This window comes from Arthrobacter sp. Soil736, from assembly GCF_001428005.1.
GTDB lineage: Bacteria > Actinomycetota > Actinomycetes > Actinomycetales > Micrococcaceae > Arthrobacter.
In genome coordinates this window covers 22,021-43,666 of sequence record NZ_LMSB01000034.1, presented here as the reverse complement: position 1 = coordinate 43,666, position 21,646 = coordinate 22,021, and the positions used below count along the sequence as shown (strand labels likewise).

Below are 21,646 nucleotides of genomic sequence, written 5' to 3'. Positions count from 1 at the left end.
ACTAACCGGGGACCACTTTGCGGGACAGATATTCCGCGCGCTAATGGTGCTGCACATGCGCGACGCTGCGCTGTGGCGTTCTCTAATAGCTCTGCGCCCGAATGGCAGCCTAGGCGTGTACGGGCATCCCGTCCCGGCCCATCAGGCGTTGATCTGCTGTCACCGACCCCCTGGTCTTAGGTCTTACATTCGGTCCTGCACGGCACTAACCGGCTTATGAGGGCTGATACGGCTTTTTATAGCACCGCCCCCATGGCCTGACAAGCGATTTCCAGGGGCGGAATAGCGCCGTGCGTCGGCAGGCAGGCCCCTCGCTCGGCCGCGAACATCCGTGTCGAAAGCGCAGGCAAGAAGGGTGCGGCACCGGCGTGGAGCTGCACCCTTCGTGAGTCCCGACGGCCGTTATTCCTTGAACGCGTCCTTGACCTTTTCGCCGGCTTGTTTCAGATCTGATCTGGCCTGGTCGCCTTGGCCCTCGGCTTTCAGGCTCTCATCGCCCGTAGCCTCGCCGGCGGCTTCCTTGCCCTTGCCTCCGAGTTTCTCGGCGGCGTTTTTGATCTTGTCATCCAGACCCATGGTGTTTCCCCTCGCCGTTGGCTTCCGCCGGCGGATCCGCCGGCGGCTAACCATTTCATCGTAAACCTAATCCTTGCCAGATACTAAGCATACTGATTAACTCGTAAATACGGCTGGTGCGATACCAGCGGTACATGTTTGTTGGGAAGGAAGTGCGTCATGGGATTTCTCGGTTTTCTCCTGCTCGGCCTGATTGTGGGGGCCATAGCCAAAGCCATTCTTCCGGGGAGACAGGGCGGCGGGTGGCTGCTGACCCTCGTCCTGGGCGTTGTCGGGGCGATACTCGGCGGCTGGATCGGTTCCCTGGTCTTCGACGGGGGTCTTGGTGAATTCTTTGACCTCAGGACCTGGCTGCTGTCGATCCTTGGCGCCGTCATCGTGCTGCTGATCTTCGGTGCAGTCACCCGCAGAAGCCGGGTCTGACCGGCCCCGCGGTACAACCGGTTCCCGCGGTACAACCGGCCCCGCGGGACAAGGGAAATGCGCCTGAGTGGTGCACCCTAGGGTCGGTCATTTCCAACTGAAAGACTGGCGGCAGCGGGACGGCGACGAGGCAGCCGCCCTCTAGGGCGGCGCAGGGGTCCCCACGGTTTTGGCCGCGTTGTGCATACGGTTGCCCTTCCGTGCTGTCTTTTCAGGGCTCCGGTTCGCGGATTTCTTCCCGGACTTCGTCGTGCCACGTGGCCCTGCCCCTTGATCGACCGAGTGTGATTAGCCGCGTGTGCCAGACGCTGGGTTAGAGTGCTGGCCCCCTTGATTAGGGTGTCCGGAGCACAACGGGCATCATGGCTCCGGGATTTTCCCAAGGCGCAGAAGCGAGAGTGAAGACTTCCGGGGGGAAGGTAGCCGTCTATCGACGCCTGGAGTTGCAGGGACGGGCGCGCTCCCGCAGGGACGCGGCTCGGACAGCTATACGGCCAGGAAGGATCAGCGATGGCTGGATGCCAGGTACTTCGATGCCCTAATCCCTCGGCCGACCGTTTCGTGTCGGCCGACTGCAGGGTCACAGCACTGGTGTGCGGAGAGCACAAGCGTGCGCTGGACGCAGGCGAACGCTGGGATTGCACGGGGCGCGACGGGAGCATTCTCATGGGACCGGACCTGGCGCCGGCCCTGGCGGACTACCTTGTTGGCGGGCGCGGCAATGGTGTTACGTTGACGATCGAGAGGATGGATGACGACCATCCGTTCTCCGTGTGGCTTTCGCATGCTGAAGCAGCCCGCCTCGGTGAGCTACTCATCGCCCCGAGCGGCCCGCCGCCAGCGCGGGGTCAAGCCGACTACGAGCCGGCGCGCCGGCGACGAGACGCTCGCTGAGTGCGACCGGCCTCCGGCCAGCGGCCGGGTGGAGGCGAACCTATGACTGCCCCCAACGTTGCAGTGCCGCCCGGAGCTTCCCCTGACCCGCGGCATCGACAAGTTCAGCCGCGACGGCGGCAAGTTTCGTGTTGGTGTGCTGGCTTCGGACGGCGAGGATGGTGAAGGCCTCGTTGGCCTGGACGTCCAGGCGGCCCATGAGGATTCCCTTGGCCTGCTCGATGGTTGCCTTGTTGGCGTAGGCCCCGGCCACTGCCGCTGCGGCTTCCCGTCCGGCTTCCGCCGCCACTGTCCGGGTAAAGTCCATCACCAAGCCGTAGATCGCTGTAACCGGTCCCTGGCCTTCGCCGGCCTGTGCCAGGGTCAGCACGCGATGCTCTTGCCCTCTGCTGTCGATGATGCGGTGAAAGAGAGCCCCCTGCCCTCCGGTCGAACGGATTTCATTGATCAGTTGGAGGATGGGTTCACGGTCCTCCGGATGCTTGTGGGCCATGACCAGTTCCGCGGTGGGGACGACTTCCCCGCGCGCGTAGCCGTGGATGGCGAACACGCCGTCGGACCAGTCGCAGCGGCCCGATGCCAGGTCCAGGTGGAACGTTCCCGAGGGGCATTGCTCTCCCGCGCCGAGCGGAAACGAGTAGGTCTTCAGATTGTGCTGCATGAGGGTGCCCGTTTCGTCCAGATACCCGAGTGTTGCGGGACCACCCTAGGGAAAGCCGGAGGCCCTAAGCCGTTGGCGGGGGCGATACCCCCACATGCGGCGCCCTACCAGGAATGTCACCCGGCAAAAGCACTGACTGGACAGGAGCCGTCGTCGTCTCACCGGCTTATCATGGTCGGGTGGCAGGACCCGCCCGACCAGCAGAGGAGATCGTCATGACCACGCTGCCAGATCGACCCAACACCGCCCTGATGGTCATCGACGTCCAGATGGGCGTCGTGGCCGATGTTCACCAGCGTGACTCGGTCATCGCAAACATCGGCATGCTCGTCGACAAGGCACGCGAAGCGGGCGCCCCGATCGTCTGGGTCCAGCACTCAGACGAGCAACTGGAGAAGGGAAGCGACGCCTGGAAGTACGTCCCGGAGCTGGCACGCCAAGAGCCGGAACCGTTGGTGCACAAGACGTTTGCGGACTCCTTCGAAGACACCGATCTGGAGGACGTCTTGGCCAGGGCCGGAGTCGGGCGCCTGGTGGTCACTGGCGCTCAAACGGATGAATGCATCCGTTCCACGATCCATGGGGCCATTGTTCGCGGCTACGACGTCACGCTCGTCGGCGATGCACACACGACGGAGGATCAGAGCGCGTGGGGCGCCCCGACGCCGGACAAGGTCATTGCGCACACGAACCTTTACTGGAAGTACCACACGGCTCCCGGCCGCACCGCACAGGTCACGGACGCTAAAGACGTAACGTTCACCGCCTGAGCCGTGAGAGGTCGGCATGCCAGCCCCGCCCGGCGCCGCCACTTCGGGGCCTGCGCCGCCGTTGTTACAGGGCAACCAACCCAGGTTTCTTCGGCCGGGTGCGGGGGACGGCTGCCGCTTCTGCGCGGGTAACGCCGAGGATCATGCCGATCCCTGCGAGTGAAGAGACCATGGCGGACCCGCCGTACGAGATGAACGGCAACGGCACGCCGATGACCGGCAGCAGCCCGCTGACCATGGCGATATTCACGATGGCCTGGCCGATGATCCACGTAATTACGCTGGAGGAGACTATGCGGGCGAACGTGTCCTGGGTCCGGGCGATGACCTTGAAAACGGCGATGGCGAGCACCGTAAACAGCCCGAGGACCAGGAGGGTGCCGGCCAACCCGAGTTCCTCGCCGAGGATCGTGAAGATGAAGTCGTTGTGTGCTTCAGGAATCCAGTTCCACTTTTGCCGGCTCTGGCCGAGGCCTACCCCGAACCATCCGCCTGAGGCCAGCGCGTACTGGCCGTTCAGCGCCTGGTAGCCCACGCCCTGGGCGTCGTCCGCCGAGCCCATGCCGAGCCAGGACGAAATACGGCCGACCCGGTTGCCGCTGGTGGCCGCCAGGACGAGTACCGCCACCGTGCAGAAGGCGCCGGCGACGCCGAAGACCTTCATCCGTACGCCCCCGTAGAACATGGCAGCGGCGAGGATCATCATGATGATCATGGCCGTGCCAAGGTCGCGGCCGAGCGCGACGAGTCCGACCACCAGCGCGCCGGCGGGGAGGACCACCGGCACGACGGCGTGCTTCCACTCGCGGAGGAATGCCTGTTTGCGGGAGAGGACGGCCGCCGCCCAGACAATGAGCGCCAGTTTCGCGAACTCGGACGGCTGGACGGTCAACCCGCCGAAGCTCAGCCAGTTCCGGTTGCCGTTCACGGTCATGCCCAGGGGCGTGAACACCAGGCCGAGGGCCACAATGGCGGCCAGCAACAGGGGCCAGGCGAGTTTCCGGATATGCCGGGACCGGAGGCGTGCCAGGCCGAACATGATGAGCACGCCGCCCACTGTCCACATGCCTTGCTTCAGGGGCAGGTCGTAGGGGTTCAGCCCGTTGGCGACGGACTCGACGGACGATGCTGAGGCGACCAGCACCAGCCCGATCGCTGCCAATGTCAGCACGACGGCCAGGATGATGGGCCTGGTGCGGCCTCCCGATTCATCCCCGAGCCAGCGGCCCACGCGGGCGAACACGTCCCTGCTCTCGGTCACACGCGTCGACGGATACTTGGCGCTCACTTACTCATCACTGTTCCCTTCCCTCGGGCCAGCCTTGCGCCGGGCCGATCCGGGAAGGGAAGACCCACTGGGAAACCATATCGCCCCAGCGGGCAGCCCGCCGCTCAGGAAACCAGAAAACCCCGCGTTCCCGCTGGATCAGCGAAAACACGGGGTTTTTCTCGAGCTTCTCATCAGAATCGAACTGATGACCTTTCATTACGAGTGAGTGGCTCCCGGGTCATCCCGCGGGTTCCTGGTGCTACTCGAACCCCCGTTTTTTAGGCATTTTCTATCGATGTGAAGTTCCCGGACGTTCACGCTCGTCACTTCCCAAAGTGTGCCCCAGAGTGTGCCGTCGCCAAAGTGACGCCTGCCAGCTTCCGAGCCGCATAGAGCAGCCCATGGACAACACAGCAGATCACGTGGCTAGAGACCCGCAAACCAGCCCCACTAAAAATCGATAGCATCACCCAGACCGGCACAACTCCGACCGCAGGGCTACGGATGCAGAGCTGGGAGTCCTATGAGAGCAATCTTCGTCACCACATCCTGCCTGCCCTTGGCAAGCTCGGCGTGGCGGGCCTAACTACGCCGGACTGTGAAAAAGCGACCCATGGCATGTAAGACAAGGAGGCCGGAACTGGATACAGGATGGAGTTCTGGCCTGATGTGTTCATTGTGAACAGCGATTTGTCCAGACCCAGTAGCGGAATCTCATAGACACGCACTTCAAGCACCGAACGCTGACGGGTGTATCAGTGCGGGAGCGCAAAACGATGCTCGCCGGAATTGGCGTGAGGTGGGAGGATCTGGACCAGGCAGTGCGCCATGGTACGTTCATCCGTCCAGCTGACCGAGGAGCCAGTCACGTATTGGCACAAGAAAGAGCAGGCGTTCAAGACCCTTGATGTTCGGCGCAACGCCTGGACCCCGGCGGCGGCACCGTACTTTGACACAGTGGAGACGCTGGGCCCTGCCGACGTAGGAGGGTCTAGATGGGTTCCTTGGCCAGGGCCTTGGTCTTGGCCGGGGTCTCGCGCCCGAGGCGCTCATCAAGGGTTACGCGCAGCCTTGCGGCGGCCACCTGTACGCGGTGCTCAGCCTGCGGGTCCTTCTTGGACGTCGCGGGGGAGGCGCTCCGGGGAGTGTGGACGTACTTGTGTTCAGAGGTGCTTGCGCTCATAGCCCATCCTCCTTGGTCTTGTCCTCGTCCGTCGTTCCATTGTCGCCGATGTTGTCATCGGAGTCCACGGACGTAGGAGAGGACCAACGGCCTCCCGAGAGGCCCGGGAGCCATGAAAAGAGATGCGTCGAGGAGCCTTCCTCGGATCGTGGCGTCCAGAGACTCTGCAAGTAAGCGCTTCGAAGAGATACAAACGAACCGGGGCGGCGCCAAGAACCAGGCACAAAGTGCAACTGCTGGGAAGCTTGCGCTTCGTCGACATCTTCATCCGATTCGCCGTTATGATCCGGACCGGCGACGCTCTTCCAGGCAATGTCGAACAGCTCGAGCTCCTCCTTGCGTGCCAGTTCGCTGCGAGCCAGGACGTCCAAGGTCGCAAGCCCCAGGGCCTTAGTGCCCTCGTCTTCATCCAGGGCCCGGTCCAGCGCCCACTGTGCCCGCCGCCACCATTCCGCCCTGCTGTCTGCTTCGGTCTTCTGCTTCAGGGCCTGGACGTCAGCCTCACGCTTCTGCTCCAGAGCTGTCGTATCGGCCGCGGTTCGCTGCTTCAGGGTTCGCCAGTTGATGTAAAAGGCGAGCAGGGCCGCGATCAGGACGGCTAGGGGTCCCAGGCCGGCAAGGATCACCCACCAGTCGGCCGGCCCGGAGTGGAAGACGACGTCAAGCGGGCTCGGGAATGGACTCGGATTCACGGGACTAGCCTAGGCCGCGGCAGGGTCGGTTCCCGTCGTTTGAGTGTCCTGCACGGCGCTGTCGTTCTGCTTCGGCGTCTTCGACTCCCTTATCTCGTCGAGCACTTCGTCCAGGCTGTGCGCCAGGCGGATCGCTTCGATCCGTAAGATGGACATCTTCTCGCCGATCCTCCACCACGGGAGGCGCTTGGCACGATCGGCCTTGATTTCGCGGGCATAAGCGCGGGCAACCACGACCGTCGTCGGGAAGCCGGGGGGTTCTCATTCTTGACCGGCCTCGGTCCAGGGACGCAAGGACCAGACGCGCCGGTGCAACGGTCCAGGAAGAAGCTTTCATGCCAGAGATGTGTGCGGCGGACCACAGTTCGCTCGACAGGCCCGCGTTGCGAACGGCACGTGAACAGATCGTGAAGACATCCGCATACGGAAACGCGGAGCCGCCTAGCCGCACACATCAGAGATGAGATGGACACCGTCTGATCTCGCAAACCTGGACCTGGGCGGTGACAAGGAGCTGGCGGAATTCGTCGCCGCGGCGCCTGACATGGCCCGCGCCCTCAAGGCCATCCTCACCCTGGACCTCGGCCACGACGCCGAGCGTCTCGTGCGGGCAGAAATCCGTCACACGTTGGGCGCTTAGCCCGCCAGGATGGACTCCCTGCGGCACTCCCGTTGCGACTGCCTATAGCCGGGCCGCAGATTATCTGCGCATGCTGTTCCGTGACAGCAAAGATCGATGGGGGAGATCATGAAAAGAAGCCGTGCGGCGGGACTCGCGACCGCAGGATTGGCACTCGTGCTGACCACGGGCTGTGCCCAGGAATCGGGCATTCTGTCCGGCCCAACAGCAACAGAGGTTCCTTCCCCGTCGGGCACATCCAGCCAGCCCAATCCCGCGCCGTCCGGGCAGGCCAGCGACTCTCCGCTGAAGGTCACCACCATCCCCTTAGGCAAGAACAACGGCGTTGAAGCCAGATTCCCAATCAACGGCTTCTTCGCAGCACCAGGCATGGAGATGACCTTCGATGCATCCGAGTCCGTCGGTGCGATCAGTAAATACGAGTGGGACTTCGACGGCGACGGCACCTACGATGCGACCACCGCCGAGCCGGTCCTCAAGCACACCTATGCGAACGAATTCGAGGGTGAGATGATCCTGCGGGTCTCGAACCCGATCGGCAGTACCCACGTCCTGAGAACCCCGGTTCACATCAGCACGACGCCGGCACACCAGCAGCTGGCTCCACCCAAGAACGTCCAGGCCGAGGCCCTCTCCACAGTGAACGGGGTGAGCCAAAGCAAGGTGACCTGGGAATCCGATGACCCGGCTGCAGACTCCTGGGCCATCGCGATTAATGGCTATCCGATCGGCCGGATCGAAAAGGCAGCACGCTCCATCACAGTCACCGACATCGAACGGAAAGAGGACGTGCTCGTGGAGGTTTTCGGGATGACTGCGGATCTCGCTGTTGGCTTGCGCGCCGGAACGACACTGCCGGCAGCTAAGTAGCCATTGTGTCCCTTGTCGGACGCACGTTCCGGGCTGAAAATGTGCCTGTGGTCGCCTGCCGACGCCGCGCTTCTATGGTTCGTTGAGGCCGTTAAGTAGCCGGGCGGGGATCACGCTGTGGGCCCTTCACTGTTTCTTTTGCTGAGAACGAGGACTAGATTTCCGATTTCCCCGGTGATCCCCACGGGTGGCCGCTGATGCAACCGGAGCGGGTGCTTTGGGCAAAGCCGAACTCGTGTGTTGTGTCCGGGTCCCGGCCGCGGGGAACCGAAGTAAGCGGTTGCAGGAAGTGTCCACGCATTCGACGATGACCCGTTCGTTGACGGAGCTGGCCAACCATCTGGTCGACCTGCGCATCGAGCGGGTGGTCATGGAAGCGACCTCGGACTATTGGAAGCCGGTGTTCTACCTCCTGGAGGCGCACGGGCTCGAGCCGTGCTGTAGTGGAGGTAAAACTCTTCCGCGGTTGTCGCTATTGCTGTTCGCCTTCCTCATCCTCGCCCAGAGTGGTTATCGCTACTACACGACTCGTGGTTCGCAAAGTCGGCACATCAGGATCATCTGTCCGGTGGTCCACTGCTGGCTCCACTGCAGCAACAAAGCGTGTGAGTGATCCGGCCGACAGGTCCAGAAGGTAAAGCGAGCCGGTAGCCGTTCGGATGCGGAAGGACCCGCGCCCGAAATCGATTCCATGGGCAGTCATATGAGCAGGATAAAGACAGGTCTGACAGTAAGGGCCTCCGCCCAGCAGAGACTGTGCGAGAATGCAGCCACTTGGCTCACCTCCGGGCAGCTTCAAAGGTAGCCCTCGCAAGGCTGCCCTCGGTGACCGGTGTCTCTCATCGTTTTCCGCTGCCAGACTGAGAACCCGGGGCTCAGAGCGACGGCCCAGCCGGGCGTCCAGGTTTTTCGGATGCGAGCAGATGTTCAAACGGTGTGCCCGATTTTGGCGCACTCGAAATGAGTGTGCCGTCGCTCCAGAACTGGCCGTGTAGGACCAAAGTGTGCCCTGCACTTGCACGCGCGATTTTCAACAGTCAGCAAAAAACCCCGTATCCCCGCTGGATCAGCGGGGATACGGGGTTCGTTTCGAGCTTCCTATCAGAATCGAACTGATGACCTTTTCATTACGAGTGAAACGCTCTACCGACTGAGCTAAGGAAGCACCGCACCAAACAACCGGAAAACCCGGCCGGTTCATGCAAGAGTCAACTGTAATAGAGTCCCTGCGTCCGGGTCAAAATGACGCCGGTTCCAGCCCGAGATTGACGTTGGCAGGATGTTCATTCGGCCGTCGGATCGGGTTTAGGCGGCCACCAACAAGAGCGGCGATGCTGGCAGATACACGGTGGCGCAGCATTGGGCCACGCCGGCAAAGGAGCTTGACCATGACGTTAGACAGCGCAACAGCCATGAACAGCGTGACGGCCTTCAACGGGGGAGTGTCAGGAGCGACCCCGGGCAGCGAACGGTCCCATGGCCGGGCTGCCGTGCCTGAAGGGCAGGACGTCCGGCTGGCGGTGCTTGCCATGGTCGGAACAACAGTGTTCGACGGCGGCCTGATGGAACGGGCGATGTCCCGCACGCTGGTGGAACAGGGAGTCCCGGAGGGCTCCCCGGAATTTGGGCGCATGCTGGGCTACGCCCGCGACCATTCCGGAATCTCCCGGATGACCGTCTTCAGCGAATTGTTCAATGATCCGAAGACTGCAGTCAGCGCCAACAGGATGTTTGAGCTGAATTGCGACGAGCTGATAGCCGCCGGCGGAATCCGCCCTGTTCCCGGGGCCGAGGAATCCATCGGCTGGCTGCGTGATGCCGGCATCAAGGTCTGCCTGGCCACCGGCTTTGGGCGGCACACGCAGAACATGGTGCTGGAGTCCCTCGGCTGGATGGGTCTTGCCGACCTGAGCCTGTGCCCGGCTGATGCGGGCCGCGGCCGGCCCTTCCCGGACATGGTCCTGACTGCCGTCCTTGCCCTCGACATCGACGACGTCCGGAAGGTGGCCGTGGTGGGGGACACCAGCGCGGACATCCATACCGGCCTGCGTGCAGGAGCCACCGTAGCGGCAGGTGTCCTCACCGGGGCGCACTCGGAGGCGACATTGCGCGGAGCCGGAGCCACCGCCGTCGTTCCTTCCATCAAGGAATTTCCGGCGCTGCTCGAGGGCCGCGCAGCCGGCCTCTGACCGGAGGCCGCGTCAGCAGACGGTGTTGTCCGCCGGTTCCTTGCCGTCCACGAGGTACTTGTCCACGGCGTCGCCGATGCAGCTGTTGGACCGGCCGTACGCGGTGTGGCCCTCGCCCTTCCAGGTCAGCAGCGAGGCATTGCCGAGCTGCTTGCGCAGGGAGCTGGCCCACTCCACCGGAGTGGCGGGGTCGCCTGTCGTGCCCACCACGACGATCGGCGCGGCGCCGGTGTAATCGACGGCGGCAGGCGTGCGGGTGTTCTTGTACGGCCAATCCGCGCAGTTCGCTCCGCCGTAGGCGAAGAAGTAGCCCAACGTGGGGGAGACCCCGCGCAGCTGCTGCTCTTCGGCCCGCATGGCCACCGGATCGCTGGTGGTGGGGTAATCCAGGCAGTTGATCGCGCTGAAGGCATAGGCGGTGTTTGACGTGTATTTGCCGTTGGGGCCGCGGTCCGCGCCGAGATCGGCCAGCCGAAGCATGGGGCTCACGTCACCCTTCATGGCCGCGTCCAGCGCCTGGGTCAGGGCCGGCCAGCTTTCATTGCCGTACAGCGGAATAATGAGGCCGCTGACGAAGGTGTTGCCGCCCACAACCCGGCCGTCCTTGGCAGTGCGGGGAGTCTGTATCACGGACTCGATGACGTCGCGGATCTGCTGGATCCCGTCCTCAACGGTGCCGCTCAGGGGGCAGCCGTTCTCCCCCAGGCAGTGGGCGACGTAGGCGTGGAGCGTCTTGTCGAAGGCCTTCGCCTGGCCGCTGGTGAGCTCCTCGGCGCTGAGCGAGGGGTCCAGGGCGCCGTCGAGGACCATGCGTCCCACGTTGTCGGGGAACAGCGAAGCGTAGGTGGAGCCGAGGAAGGTCCCGTAGGAGAATCCGATGTAGTTCAACTTGGAGTCGTTGAGCACGGCGCGCAGGACGTCCAGGTCCTTGGCCGAGCTGACGGTGTCGATGTGCCCCAGCACCGGCCCGGTGCCCGCGGCACACTTGGCCGCCACAGCCTTGTTGTCGGCGAGGAGGGTTGCTAGCCCGGCGTCGGTTTCCGGCGTGTAGATCTTGGCACGGGCCTCGTCGCGTTCCTTATCGGTCAGGCAGGTGACCGGAGCCGAACGCTTGACGCCGCGGGGATCGAAGCCGACGAGGTCGTAGTTGGAGCGCACCTTCTCGGAGAAGTGGCTCGCGCCGGCATCCCGGACAAAGTCGTAGCCGGAAGCGCCCGGGCCGCCAGGGTTGACGAGCAGGCTGCCCTGCTTCTTGCCCCCCTTGCTGGACATTTTCAGGGCGGTGATTTCGATCGTCTTGCCGCCGGGCTTGGCGTAGTCGAGCGGGACCTTGATCTTGGCGCACTGGAGCTTGTCCTCGCAGGGCTCCCAGACCACCTTCTGGGAGTAGAAGTCCTTCAGTCCGTCCGGGGCCGCCGCCGCGATGGACGGGTCCGCCTGGCCGGTGGAGTTGCCCTGCGACGAGCCGTCCTTGGACTGCCCCAGCAAACTGCACGATGCCAGCAGCATGACCAGGGCCATGGCGCCGACGGCCCGCAGCCCGGTCGCAAGGGATCGGGATCGCGCGGACAGGGGCGGTGCAGACATCATGCGGTTCTCCTTGTGGGCAACGGCGTCAGGCATCATGGGGGCAGGGCGGACGGTGGTGGGGCTAGATCAGGCTGGCGGCCATTGACTCGATGGTCAGCAGCGGAGCGACGTTCGTGGTGGTGAGGCGTTTGCGGGCCTTGTTGATGGCGTCCATCCTTGCAAGGGTCACCTCGGGGCTCGACCTGCCTGCAAATTCCTCCAGCTCGCTTCTCAGCTCAACGTTCACCAAATCCACGGCGTTCCCCAGCTGGATGATCAGAACATCCCGGTAGAACGACAGAAGATCCGTCAGCGTCCGGTCCAGGGAGTCCGTCACGGAGCGCTTTGCACGCCGCTTCTGATCGTCCTCAAGCTGCTTCACCTGGCTGCGCATGGCTGGCGGCAGGGTTCCGGTCTCGGGGGCGCCCAGTGTCGCAAGCAGGGCGGCTTTCTCAGCGGCGTCACGCTCCTCATTGGAGCTGTTGGCCTCCTCGGTGGCGATCTTCACCAGTTTATCAGCCATCATCACGGCGGCCGTAATACCCCGGAGGCCGAGCGGGAACCGGACTGTTTCAAGCCGCCGTTCCCGGGCTTCGGCGTCGCGGGCCAGGCGGCGGGCGATGCCCACGTGGCTCTGTGCGGCGCGGGCCGCGCGTTCGGCCAGCGCGGGATCCACGCCGTCGCGCTTGACCAGGAGGGCCGCAACGTCCGCGGCGGGCGGGAGCCGCAGCGCCACTGCCCGGCACCGCGACCGGATGGTCACCAGGACGTCGGCAGGGGAGGGGGCACACAGCATCCAGATGGTGCGCGGCGTGGGCTCCTCGATGGCCTTCAGCAGCACGTTGGTGGTGCGCTCGGCCATGCGGTCGGCGTCTTCCACCACGATGATCCGCCACCGCCCCGACGACGGCCGGTTGCCCGCGGTGGAAACCAGTTCGCGTGCCTCCTCGATGGTGATGGTCACCTTCTCGGTGCGCACGAACGCGACGTCGGCGTGGGTCTCGCCGAGGATGGTCAGGCACGCCGGGCACTGGCCGCAGCCGCGGAGGGAGACGTCGTCCTGGTCGCAGTTCAGGGCCGCGGCGAAGGCCTTCGCGGCATTCGAACGGCCCGAGCCGGGCGGCCCCGTGAACAGCCATGCGTGGGTAGGTCCGTCACCCATGGCGGCCTGCCGCAGTTGGGCGACGACGGCGGGCTGGCCCTGCAGGTCATCCCAGACCGTCATCCCAGCCTCCTGCCGGCGGATGCCAGGAGTTGCTCGACGCGGTCCAGGATGGTGGCCGCAAGCTCATCGACGGGCAGCCGCGCCTCGAGCACAAGGTAGCTGTCCGGCCGGGCGGCGGCGAGATCCAGGAAGGCCTGCCGGATCCGGGCATGGAACTCGTCCGCTTCCGATTCCAGGCGGTCCTCCGCGGTTTCGCCGGCCGTGCGGCGGCTGCGGCCCTCTGCCGGGTGGACGTCCAGCAGCACCGTGAGGTCCGGGTGCAGCCCGGAGGTGGCCCACTCGTTGATGCTCCGCACGGCGTCCGTGCCGAGGTCCCGGCCTGCGCCCTGGTAAGCCACGGAGGAGTCGATGTAGCGGTCCGTCAGCACCACTTCGCCGCGTTCCAGGGCCGGCCTGATGACCTGGCTCGCATGGGCGGCGCGGGAGGCGGCGAACATCAGGGCTTCCGTGTGGGCATCGATGTGGCCGTGGCCGTGGTCCAGCACCAGGGAACGCAGCTTTTCCCCGATCGGCGTTCCGCCCGGTTCCCTGGTCCGCAGCACGGTCAGGCCAAGCAATTCAAGTGATCCGGCCAGCCGGGCGGCCTGCGTTGACTTGCCGGCGCCGTCACCGCCTTCGAAGGCGATGAAAAGTCCGGGACTCTGCGTATTCACTGGTCCAGCCTACCGACAATCACCGACAGGAAAGGCCCGCCGTAACCGCTTTTTCGCCGGGCAGGCGGCCAACGTACGCTTTGACCATGAGTCTTTCCGAACAGCATGCCGCGTCCCTTTCGGCGGAAACGGTGGTTGTGGCCGCCGGCCGTCCTCCCCGCGAGCATGATGCGCCCGTCAACCCACCGATCGTGCTGTCCTCCACCTACTTCGGCACCGGCGCCCTTGACGACGGCGACCGCGGCTACGGCCGCTACGCGAACCCCACCTGGGACCCGTTCGAGGAGGCCCTAGGCCAGCTCGAAGGCGCCTCGCTGCCGGGCCTTCTCTACGCATCCGGACTCGCAGCGGTCAGTTCCGCGCTTTCACTCGTTCCCGCCGGCGGCGTGCTGGTGATGCCGTCCCACAGCTACGCCGGTTCGCTGGTGATGGCCGCTGAACTGTCCGAGAAGGGCTTGCTCGAGCTCCGCACCGTGGATATCGCGGACACCGACGCCGTCCGGGCGCAGATTGCCCCCGCGGACGGAAAGCCCGCTGACATGCTGTGGCTGGAGAGCCCCACGAACCCCATGCTCGGAATCGCCGACATCAGGGCGCTCACCCAGGCGGCCCACGACGCCGGCGCGGTCGTCGTCACGGACAACACCTTTTCCACGCCGCTGGTGCAGCAGCCGCTCAAGCTGGGCTCCGACGTCGTCCTTCACTCGGTCACCAAATACCTGGCCGGCCACTCCGACGTCGTGCTGGGCGCCCTGGTGACCTCGAACGCCGAACTGCGGGCGACCCTGCTTCACCACCGCATCATCCACGGCGGCATCGCCGGCCCGTTCGAAGCCTGGCTGGCCCTGCGCGGGCTGCGGACGCTCGCGCTGCGGATCGAGCGTTCGCAGGCCTCCGCCGCGGTGCTCGCCGAGAGGCTGAGCGCGCATCCGGCCGTCGAAAGCATCCGGTATCCGGGCCTGATCTCGGACCCGGGTCACGACCGCGCCAAGTCGCAGATGACGGGCTTCGGCTCCATCCTTTGCATCCAGATTGCCCCGGCAGGAGGCCTTAGCGGCGCCGACGCCGCGGACAAGCTGGTCCGCGCCCTGCAGCTGTGGCTGCCCGCCACCTCGCTCGGCGGCGTGGAATCACTGATTGAACGACGACGCCGGCACACGGCTGAACCGGTCAGCGTTCCGGAGAACCTGGTCCGGTTGAGCGTCGGAATCGAAAACGTCGAGGACCTTTGGGCCGATTTGCAGCAGGCTTTGGACGGTTTGGACAGTTAGGCTGGGTTGGTGGACGCAAGAGTACTGATCTTTTATGTGGAGAACACGGTTTACTACATCCTGGGGCTGGTGGCGCTGGCCCTTGAAGTGTGGGCCTTCTTCGACTGCGTCCGCCACAGGGCCAACGCTTTTGAGGCTGTAGGCAAGCGGACCAAGACGTTCTGGCTGGCACTGACCGGCGGCAGCCTGGCTGTCGGCGCGCTGTCCGTGCTGGGAGGCGGGGGAGGCGGCCTGATCGGTCCCCTCGGCCTGTTTGGCCTGGCGGCGGTGGTGGCGGCCTCCGTGTACCTGGCGGACGTCCGCCCCGCAGTGAAGGACGCCGGCCGCGGCGGCAGCCGCAACATGGGCCCGTACGGCCCCTGGTAATCCCCACCGGCACCCTAAGCTCGCAAGCTCGCTCAGGGAACCCTGCCGGCGTGGGCCCAGCCACCTATTGGTCCGGCGCCACGGCTTCCCAGCCGACCGTAAGTTCCCCGAGGCGCCACCGCGCCGGCCCGTCGTGGACCGGCCATCCGCCGTCGAGCAGTGCCCGGCACATGGCGGTCCACCGCTGCCGGTTTCCGAACGACGCCAACGGCGCCGATTCCAGCCACGCCCGGTCCATGGCCTGCAACAGCCCGTGCACCCGTTCGCCGGGAACATTCCGATGGATGAGCGCCTTGGGCAGGCGTTCGGCGATGTCGGACGGCAGTTCGAAACTGCCGAACCGCACGGACATGCTCAGGCTCAGCGGGCCCCCGGCATCAAGCGCAATCCACGTGACCCGGCGGCCGATCTCGTCGCATGTGCCGTCGATGAATATCCCGCCCGGCGCCAACCGGCCCTGCACCAGCTGCCAGATGCCGCGGACGTCCGCTTCCTCGTACTGCCGCAGCACGTTGAACGCGCGGACCAGGACGGGCCGCCCCTGCACGGGCAGCTCGAAGCCGCCGGTCAGGAAGCTCAGCCCGGGACGCTCGAGGGCCTTCGCCGCGCGCACGCGCTCCGGCTCGATCTCGATTCCGCAGACGCGCACATCCGCCCGGACGGCACCGAGCCGATCAAAGAGCTCGACGGCGGTGGCCGGGGAAGCGCCGTAGCCCAGATCGATGACCAGCGGGTTGCCCGCTGCCCGGAGCCGCCAGGCCTGCGGCCCGGCCAGCCAGCGGTCCAGCCGGCGCATTCGGTTGGGATTCGTGGTGCCGCGGGTTACGTTGCCGACGGGTCTTCCCCGGTTGTTCCGGTTCGCCGCCACCCGCTCTGCTTTCTGCACCACCGCCCCAGCCTACCCAACTCGGGGCCGTCTCCCTGTCGTTCCACGTCCGCGCAGGGGCGGCAACGGGGTGGCGGAATGTAACGCTCGGCGCTGGCGGGTTCCGCTCGGCTAGGATGAAAATCATGACTTACAAGCTGATTCTGCTGCGCCACGGCCACAGCGACTGGAACGCCAAAAACCTCTTCACCGGCTGGGTGGACGTTGACCTGAACGACCAGGGCCGCCAGGAGGCAATCCGCGGCGGCGAGCTTCTGGTTGAGCACAACGTGCTCCCGGACATCCTCTACACATCGGTCCTGAAGCGGGCCATCAACACGGCCAACATCTCCCTGGACAAGGCCGACCGCGGCTGGATCCCCGTCAAGCGCGACTGGCGCCTGAACGAACGCCACTACGGCGCACTGCAGGGCAAGGACAAGGCGCAGACCCTCGCCGAATTCGGCGAGGAGCAGTTCATGCTGTGGCGCCGGTCCTACGACACCCCGCCGCCGCCCCTGGCCGACGATTCCGAGTTCTCCCAGGTGGGCGACCCGCGTTACGCCGACATCGGCGACGCCGTGCCCCGCACCGAATGCCTCAAGGACGTCCTGATCCGACTCATGCCGTACTGGGAATCGGACATCAAGGAAGACCTCAAGGCCGGGAAGACCGTCCTGGTCACGGCCCACGGCAACTCGCTGCGCGCCCTGGTCAAGCACCTTGACGGAATCAGCGACGACGCCATTGCCAGCCTGAACATCCCCACAGGCATCCCGCTCGTGTACGACCTGGACGAGGACTTCCAGCCCATCAACCCGGGCGGCACCTACCTCGATCCCGAGGCCGCTGCGGAGGCCATCCAGGCCGTGGCCAACCAGGGCAAAAAGTAAAGCTTCGCGGTTCTTCGCCAGCAGACGACGACGGCGGCTGGTCACCTGAGGTGACCGGCCGCCGTCGTTCGCTGCTTTAAGAGGGCCTCTCTCTTTAAGAGGGCGAGGGCCCTTAGCCGTGCTCGATGCTGTTCGGGTGCCAGGCGCCGGTCACAAGGTACGTGACCTTCTGGGCAACGGAGACGCCGTGGTCTGCAAAGCGCTCGAAGTAGCGGCTGGCGAGGGCCACATCCACGGTGGTGGCGGGTGACTCCTGCCAGTCGCTGCGGGCGATCGCCTTGAAGACGCTGAGGTGGAGGTCGTTCACCGTGGAGTTGGCCTTCATGATGTCGCGGGCAACTTCCAGGTCACGGGTCTCGAGCAGCTCCGTGAGCTTGTTGGCAATCTGGATGTCCTGCTCGGCGAAGCTCTTGAACGTTTCCGTGAGCGACGCCGGGATGACGGTGGAGGGGAAACGGAGACGCGCCAGTTGGGCGATGTGGCGGGCAAGGTCGCCCATGCGCTCAAGCGATGCGCTCATCCGCAGCGATCCCACGATCATGCGCAGGTCGCTGGCGACCGGGCCCTGGAGGGCAAGGATGTCGATGGCGCGCTCGTCGAGGCTGTTCTGCAGGAAGTCGATGCGGGCGTCGGCCGCGATGACATCCTGCGCCAGATCGACGTCGGCCACCTCGAAGGAATTCGTTGCTTTCGCGATCGCTTCGCTGACCAGCTTTGAAATTTCGATGAGGTCTTCGCCCACCTGGGCGAGCTCCTCCTGAAAAACCTTACGCACGTAGGCGTCCTTTCCTTGGAAACTCCGCCCCGCCGCGGCGGTCAGAATTTCGTGTCACCGTTCCGGCAGTCCAACTGGCCACTATTCCAGTGTCCGGTGAACTGTTACGCACCTCTAGATGAACGTTAGCTGAATCCGCACCGTCTTGGCCGCAGATCGGCTATTCGGGCCTCACAGAAGCATAAGCTGGAGCCGTGGATCCAATGCTCATAGGTGTCATCGCCGGCCTGCTCGGCCTGTCGTTCGGCGTCTTTGGCGTGCTCGCATTCAGGGTCAGCGAGCAGCAGCGGAAACTCGTGGACGTCGAATACGACGAGCCCGCCCTGCCGCCGGGATCCGCTGAGGTGCTAGCCGTCGTCGGGCAGGCGTTTGTTGTGGTGGACGCCATCGACGGCGTAGTCCGCGCCAGCCCTGCCGCCTATGCCTACGGCCTGGTGCGCGGCCACACGGTTGTGCACCGCGAGCTACTGGACATGACGGCCAACGTGCGCCGCGACGGCGTCATCCTGGAGAAGCAGCTCGAGCTCCCGCGGGGGCCGCTCGGCCAGGGAACCATCATCGTGCAGGTGCGGGCAGCCATGCTGGGCGAAGAATACATCCTCCTGCTGGCCGATGACCGGACCGAGATCACGCGCACGGAGGAGATCCGCAACGACTTCGTGGCCAACGTCTCCCATGAGCTGAAGACGCCCGTGGGGGCCATTTCGCTCCTTGCGGAGGCACTCGAATCCTCCGCGGACGACGAAGAAGCTGTCCGCCGTTTCGCCAAGCGCATGCACAAGGAGTCCGCCCGGCTGGCGGCACTCGTGCAGGACATCATTGAACTGTCCCGCTTGCAGGGCGCGAACGTGGCGCAGCGGGGTCATGCCGTGGACATCAACGACGTCATCTCCGAAGCCGTGGACCGTGCACAGCTCCCGGCCGAGAGCAAGAACATCCAGATCGTCATCGGCAGCCGCGTTGAGGCCAAGGTCTACGGCGATCAGGACCTCCTTGTCACGGCCCTGCGAAACCTGATCGACAACGCCATCCGATACTCCCCGGAGAACACGCGGGTGGGCATCGGGGTGCGCTCCAAGGAAGGCCTGATCTCGGTTTCGGTCACCGATCAGGGCGAGGGCCTTTCGCCCGAGGACCAGGAGCGGGTGTTCGAACGCTTCTACCGCGTGGACGCGGCGCGGTCACGGCACACCGGCGGAACCGGGCTGGGGCTGAGCATCGTTAAGCATGTCATTTCCAACCACGGCGGCGAAGTCACCCTGTGGTCACAGCCCGGGCAGGGATCCACGTTCACACTCCGCCTGCCGGAGTTGGAGGGGCAGGACAGCGACTCCGCGTCCGAGGCCCGTCCGCCCCGGACGCGCACCGCCGCGGGGGAGGCACGCGGCGCCAAAGTGTCCGGCCACGCCAGGCCGCCAGAGGGCAGCCAAGCCCAAAACGCCAAGGAACCACGCGACGCCGCCGGCGTCCACGAACGAGGAGCTAACGCTTGAGCAGGATTCTTATTGTTGAGGATGAGGAATCGTTCAGCGATCCTCTGTCCTATCTGCTAGGCAAGGAGGGGTTCGAGGTCGAGGTTGTGGACAACGGCCTGGACGCCATCACGGAATTCGACCGCAACGGGGCTGACCTCGTGCTCCTGGACCTGCAGCTGCCGGGACTGTCCGGCACGGAAGTCTGCCGGCAGCTTCGGCAGCGATCCAGCGTCCCGGTGATCATGCTGACGGCCAAGGACTCGGAAATCGACAAGGTGGTGGGGCTCGAACTGGGTGCCGACGACTACGTCACCAAGCCCTACTCCTCCCGGGAGCTCGTGGCCCGGGTCCGTGCGGTGCTCCGGCGCCAGGGGGAGCCGGAAGAACTCGTTTCCTCCACGGTCCACGCCGGACCGGTGCGGATGGACATCGAACGCCACGTCGTGAGCGTCGACGGCGAGCAGGTGTCCCTGCCGCTGAAGGAATTTGAACTGCTGGAGATGCTCCTGCGGAATTCGGGCAGGGTGCTGACCCGGGGCCAGCTGATAGACCGCGTGTGGGGGTCCGACTACGTGGGCGACACCAAGACCCTGGATGTGCACGTCAAGCGGCTCCGCAGCAAGATTGAGCCCGATCCGTCCCTGCCGCGGTACCTGGTCACCGTCCGCGGGCTGGGCTACAAGTTCGAACCCTAGCCTCAAGCCGCGGGCACTACGTTGGAGAGGGCGCGCAACCCGGTCCGGGTACCAACACCGCGGTCCGGATATCAGAGAAGGAGGGGCTCCCGGCCGGGAGCCCCTCCTTCTCTGATATCCAGCTGTGCTGCAGTCCGTCAGCCGGCGTCAGTGGCCTTCGGCGGGTGCCGCGGTGCTTTCGCCCGGCGTTGCGGTCTCGCTCGGCGTCGGAGTTCCGGTGGGCGTGCTGCCGGCGGGAACGTACTTCTCGTATTCCTTCAGCGTTCCGTCAACGACGGGCATCTTGACGGTCTTGTTGACGTTCGTTCCGTCTTCGGTGACCTGGACGTCCACGAGGGACCCGGGCTTGCCGCCCGTCGTGCTCAGGGTGGCCGCATCCGTTGAGTCGTTCAGCAGCGTGTAGGAGTTCTTCTTCACCGAAACCTCGGTCTGGGAACCCTCCGCGCCCTTGAGCGTCAGCTTGACGTCCTTGGAGGACGAGTTGTAGACGGCTCCGATCACGCGGCCGGGTCCGTTTTCGCCCGTGGACACGATGAGCATGTTGCGCAGCTGCAGCGGGCCGACGTCGGCGCGGATGCCGTCGGAGGCGGCGTACTGGTGAGAGGTCTGCTGGGCGTTGACGTAGCCGCAGCCTGTCAGGGCCAGCAGGCCGACGCTCAGGGCGGCAGCCGCCATTGCCAACTTGCCGCGCTGGCCCCGGTTCATCGCAGTGAAACGCACGTCACGCACTCCTTGAAAAGTCTTGAAACAGTTTTCACGCATAGCCTATCGGCAAACAGACCCAAACAAGGATTCGGCCAGTACACATACGTGCCGCTTCGGCAGCTGGCTTCGGCCCCTGGTGGGGCCGCCCCGGGAGGCTCTGGCTACCCGCGCGTAACGCTTGTCGGCGGGTCGCGAATACACTATTATCCGCGTTCGTCAAGGGGTTTGGGCGGTCGATTCGGCCCATTTTCCGCGGATTTACGCGGTTCCTGACCCCGATCCGTGCCAGTCATATGCCTTAATCGTGATAAACTGGTCTGCGGGAAAGGGGAAAGTCCACATGGTTTTTGAGGTCGGCGAGACAGTAGTTTACCCTCACCACGGTGCAGCGAAAATTGAAGAAATCAAGATGCGCACTGTCAAGGGCGAAGAGAAGATGTATCTCAAGCTCAAGGTGGCTCAGGGTGATCTGACCATTGAAGTTCCAGCAGAGAACGTTGACCTTGTTGGGGTTCGCGACGTAGTGGGCAAAGAAGGCTTGGAGCACGTATTTGACGTTCTCCGTGCCGAGTTCACTGAGGAGCCCACCAACTGGTCACGTCGTTACAAGGCAAATCTGGAGAAGCTTGCTTCCGGTGACGTCATCAAGGTAGCAGAGGTCGTTCGCGACCTGTGGCGCCGGGATCACGACCGGGGCCTTTCCGCAGGCGAGAAGCGAATGCTGGCCAAGGCCCGGCAGATTCTGATCTCAGAATTGGCTTTGGCTGAAAAGACCGACGAGGAGAAGGCGGCAAGCGTTCTCGACGAGGTCTTGGCTTCCTAAGAATTGAACCCCGGTGGCAGAGAGCCACCGGGGTTTCTTTTTGCCCAAATTGCCCCAACTGGGTAGCAGCTGACGCCGTTATGGGCGCTCAAAGCGGCGTGTGCTGCGACCCAGTTGGGCCGGCCTGCGCGAAATTGGGCGGGCCCGGGTGGCGGCGACGTAG

The 21,646-nt window shown here is 64.7% G+C and carries 24 protein-coding genes and 1 tRNA gene; 12 read left to right on the top strand and 13 right to left on the bottom strand.

The window, feature by feature from the left end:
- Window positions 1-402 precede the first annotated feature (402 nt).
- Complete coding sequence (locus ASG92_RS17205; RefSeq protein WP_056632123.1) at window positions 403-576, bottom strand: CsbD family protein; 174 nt, start codon at window positions 574-576, stop codon at window positions 403-405.
- Between the two features lie 159 nt (window positions 577-735).
- Between ASG92_RS17205 and ASG92_RS17200 the strand changes: the two genes are divergently transcribed.
- On the top strand, window positions 736-999 hold the full coding sequence (locus ASG92_RS17200) for a GlsB/YeaQ/YmgE family stress response membrane protein (protein ID WP_056630843.1): 264 nt from the start codon (window positions 736-738) through the stop codon (window positions 997-999).
- Window positions 1,000-1,933: 934 nt separating this feature from the next.
- Here the strand turns inward: ASG92_RS17200 and ASG92_RS17190 are convergent.
- Window positions 1,934-2,554: a PAS and ANTAR domain-containing protein gene (locus tag ASG92_RS17190; RefSeq protein ID WP_056630838.1), complete on the bottom strand. Its 621-nt coding sequence runs from the start codon at window positions 2,552-2,554 to the stop codon at window positions 1,934-1,936.
- 215 nt (window positions 2,555-2,769) lie between these two features.
- Between ASG92_RS17190 and ASG92_RS17185 the strand changes: the two genes are divergently transcribed.
- On the top strand, window positions 2,770-3,324 hold the full coding sequence (locus tag ASG92_RS17185; RefSeq protein ID WP_056630837.1) for a cysteine hydrolase family protein: 555 nt from the start codon (window positions 2,770-2,772) through the stop codon (window positions 3,322-3,324).
- Between the two features lie 64 nt (window positions 3,325-3,388).
- Here the strand turns inward: ASG92_RS17185 and ftsW are convergent, their stop codons facing one another.
- The 4 genes from ftsW to ASG92_RS17160 form a co-directional block, all read right to left on the bottom strand.
- Window positions 3,389-4,612, bottom strand: a complete 1,224-nt coding sequence (ftsW, locus tag ASG92_RS17180; RefSeq protein WP_056630833.1) for a putative lipid II flippase FtsW — start codon at window positions 4,610-4,612, stop codon at window positions 3,389-3,391.
- 973 nt (window positions 4,613-5,585) lie between these two features.
- Window positions 5,586-5,777, bottom strand: coding sequence for a hypothetical protein (locus ASG92_RS17170; protein ID WP_056630828.1), 192 nt, complete (start codon window positions 5,775-5,777; stop codon window positions 5,586-5,588).
- Window positions 5,774-6,469: a hypothetical protein gene (locus ASG92_RS29920; protein WP_056630824.1), complete on the bottom strand. Its 696-nt coding sequence runs from the start codon at window positions 6,467-6,469 to the stop codon at window positions 5,774-5,776. Before ASG92_RS29920 ends, ASG92_RS17170 begins: the two co-directional genes overlap by 4 nt.
- A 9-nt stretch (window positions 6,470-6,478) precedes the next feature.
- Window positions 6,479-6,625, bottom strand: coding sequence for a hypothetical protein (locus ASG92_RS17160; protein ID WP_162256336.1), 147 nt, complete (start codon window positions 6,623-6,625; stop codon window positions 6,479-6,481).
- 304 nt (window positions 6,626-6,929) lie between these two features.
- Here ASG92_RS17160 and ASG92_RS17155 point away from each other — a divergent pair, with 304 nt between their 5' ends.
- From ASG92_RS17155 to ASG92_RS29280, 3 genes are all read left to right on the top strand, one after another.
- The gene (locus tag ASG92_RS17155; RefSeq protein WP_056630818.1) at window positions 6,930-7,109 is read left to right on the top strand and encodes a hypothetical protein; all 180 of its coding nucleotides are present in this window, start codon (window positions 6,930-6,932) and stop codon (window positions 7,107-7,109) included.
- Between the two features lie 108 nt (window positions 7,110-7,217).
- Window positions 7,218-7,979 carry a PKD domain-containing protein gene (locus ASG92_RS17150; RefSeq protein ID WP_162256337.1) on the top strand — a complete coding sequence of 254 codons (762 nt, stop codon included), beginning with the start codon at window positions 7,218-7,220 and terminating at the stop codon, window positions 7,977-7,979.
- A 289-nt stretch (window positions 7,980-8,268) separates the two neighbouring features.
- Window positions 8,269-8,592: a hypothetical protein gene (locus ASG92_RS29280; protein WP_200952007.1), complete on the top strand. Its 324-nt coding sequence runs from the start codon at window positions 8,269-8,271 to the stop codon at window positions 8,590-8,592.
- Between the two features lie 479 nt (window positions 8,593-9,071).
- Here ASG92_RS29280 and ASG92_RS17140 read toward each other — a convergent pair.
- A tRNA-Thr gene (locus ASG92_RS17140) sits at window positions 9,072-9,144 on the bottom strand.
- Between the two features lie 364 nt (window positions 9,145-9,508).
- Here ASG92_RS17140 and ASG92_RS17135 point away from each other — a divergent pair.
- The gene (locus tag ASG92_RS17135; protein WP_240987206.1) at window positions 9,509-10,168 is read left to right on the top strand and encodes an HAD family hydrolase; all 660 of its coding nucleotides are present in this window, start codon (window positions 9,509-9,511) and stop codon (window positions 10,166-10,168) included.
- 12 nt (window positions 10,169-10,180) lie between these two features.
- Here the strand turns inward: ASG92_RS17135 and ASG92_RS17130 are convergent, their stop codons facing one another.
- From ASG92_RS17130 to tmk, 3 genes are all read right to left on the bottom strand, one after another.
- Window positions 10,181-11,755 (bottom strand): alpha/beta hydrolase, encoded by a 1,575-nt coding sequence (locus tag ASG92_RS17130; protein ID WP_056632118.1) that lies wholly within the window; start codon window positions 11,753-11,755, stop codon window positions 10,181-10,183.
- A gap of 64 nt (window positions 11,756-11,819) precedes the next feature.
- On the bottom strand, window positions 11,820-12,962 hold the full coding sequence (locus ASG92_RS17125) for a DNA polymerase III subunit delta' (protein WP_056630810.1): 1,143 nt from the start codon (window positions 12,960-12,962) through the stop codon (window positions 11,820-11,822).
- The gene (gene tmk, locus ASG92_RS17120) at window positions 12,959-13,615 is read right to left on the bottom strand and encodes a dTMP kinase (RefSeq protein ID WP_056630808.1); all 657 of its coding nucleotides are present in this window, start codon (window positions 13,613-13,615) and stop codon (window positions 12,959-12,961) included. Before tmk ends, ASG92_RS17125 begins: the two co-directional genes overlap by 4 nt.
- 86 nt (window positions 13,616-13,701) lie before the next feature.
- Between tmk and ASG92_RS17115 the strand changes: the two genes are divergently transcribed.
- Both ASG92_RS17115 and ASG92_RS17110 read left to right on the top strand, forming a co-directional pair.
- Window positions 13,702-14,886, top strand: a complete 1,185-nt coding sequence (locus ASG92_RS17115; RefSeq protein WP_056630803.1) for an aminotransferase class I/II-fold pyridoxal phosphate-dependent enzyme — start codon at window positions 13,702-13,704, stop codon at window positions 14,884-14,886.
- Between the two features lie 9 nt (window positions 14,887-14,895).
- Window positions 14,896-15,252, top strand: coding sequence for a DUF2516 family protein (locus ASG92_RS17110; RefSeq protein WP_056630801.1), 357 nt, complete (start codon window positions 14,896-14,898; stop codon window positions 15,250-15,252).
- A 64-nt stretch (window positions 15,253-15,316) separates the two neighbouring features.
- Here the strand turns inward: ASG92_RS17110 and ASG92_RS17105 are convergent, their stop codons facing one another.
- Complete coding sequence (locus tag ASG92_RS17105) at window positions 15,317-16,141, bottom strand: class I SAM-dependent methyltransferase (RefSeq protein WP_200952006.1); 825 nt, start codon at window positions 16,139-16,141, stop codon at window positions 15,317-15,319.
- A gap of 122 nt (window positions 16,142-16,263) precedes the next feature.
- Here ASG92_RS17105 and ASG92_RS17100 point away from each other — a divergent pair, with 122 nt between their 5' ends.
- A complete protein-coding gene (locus ASG92_RS17100; protein WP_056630798.1) occupies window positions 16,264-17,010 on the top strand; it encodes a phosphoglyceromutase in 747 nt (248 codons plus the stop codon).
- Window positions 17,011-17,122: 112 nt separating this feature from the next.
- Here ASG92_RS17100 and phoU read toward each other — a convergent pair whose 3' ends face one another.
- Complete coding sequence (gene phoU / locus ASG92_RS17095) at window positions 17,123-17,785, bottom strand: phosphate signaling complex protein PhoU (RefSeq protein ID WP_056630795.1); 663 nt, start codon at window positions 17,783-17,785, stop codon at window positions 17,123-17,125.
- A 203-nt stretch (window positions 17,786-17,988) separates the two neighbouring features.
- Between phoU and ASG92_RS17090 the strand changes: the two genes are divergently transcribed.
- The gene (locus ASG92_RS17090) at window positions 17,989-19,278 is read left to right on the top strand and encodes an ATP-binding protein (protein WP_056630792.1); all 1,290 of its coding nucleotides are present in this window, start codon (window positions 17,989-17,991) and stop codon (window positions 19,276-19,278) included.
- Entirely contained in the window at window positions 19,275-19,955 is a 681-nt protein-coding gene (locus ASG92_RS17085) for a response regulator transcription factor (RefSeq protein ID WP_056630790.1), read from the top strand. The genes ASG92_RS17090 and ASG92_RS17085 overlap by 4 nt, the downstream gene beginning before the upstream one ends.
- Before the next feature lie 147 nt (window positions 19,956-20,102).
- Here the strand turns inward: ASG92_RS17085 and ASG92_RS17080 are convergent, their stop codons facing one another.
- A complete protein-coding gene (locus ASG92_RS17080) occupies window positions 20,103-20,660 on the bottom strand; it encodes a hypothetical protein (protein ID WP_056630787.1) in 558 nt (185 codons plus the stop codon).
- 340 nt (window positions 20,661-21,000) lie between these two features.
- On the opposite strand from ASG92_RS17080, the gene ASG92_RS17075 reads away from it, so the two are divergent.
- Window positions 21,001-21,483, top strand: a complete 483-nt coding sequence (locus ASG92_RS17075; protein WP_026266570.1) for a CarD family transcriptional regulator — start codon at window positions 21,001-21,003, stop codon at window positions 21,481-21,483.
- Window positions 21,484-21,646: the final 163 nt, after the last annotated feature.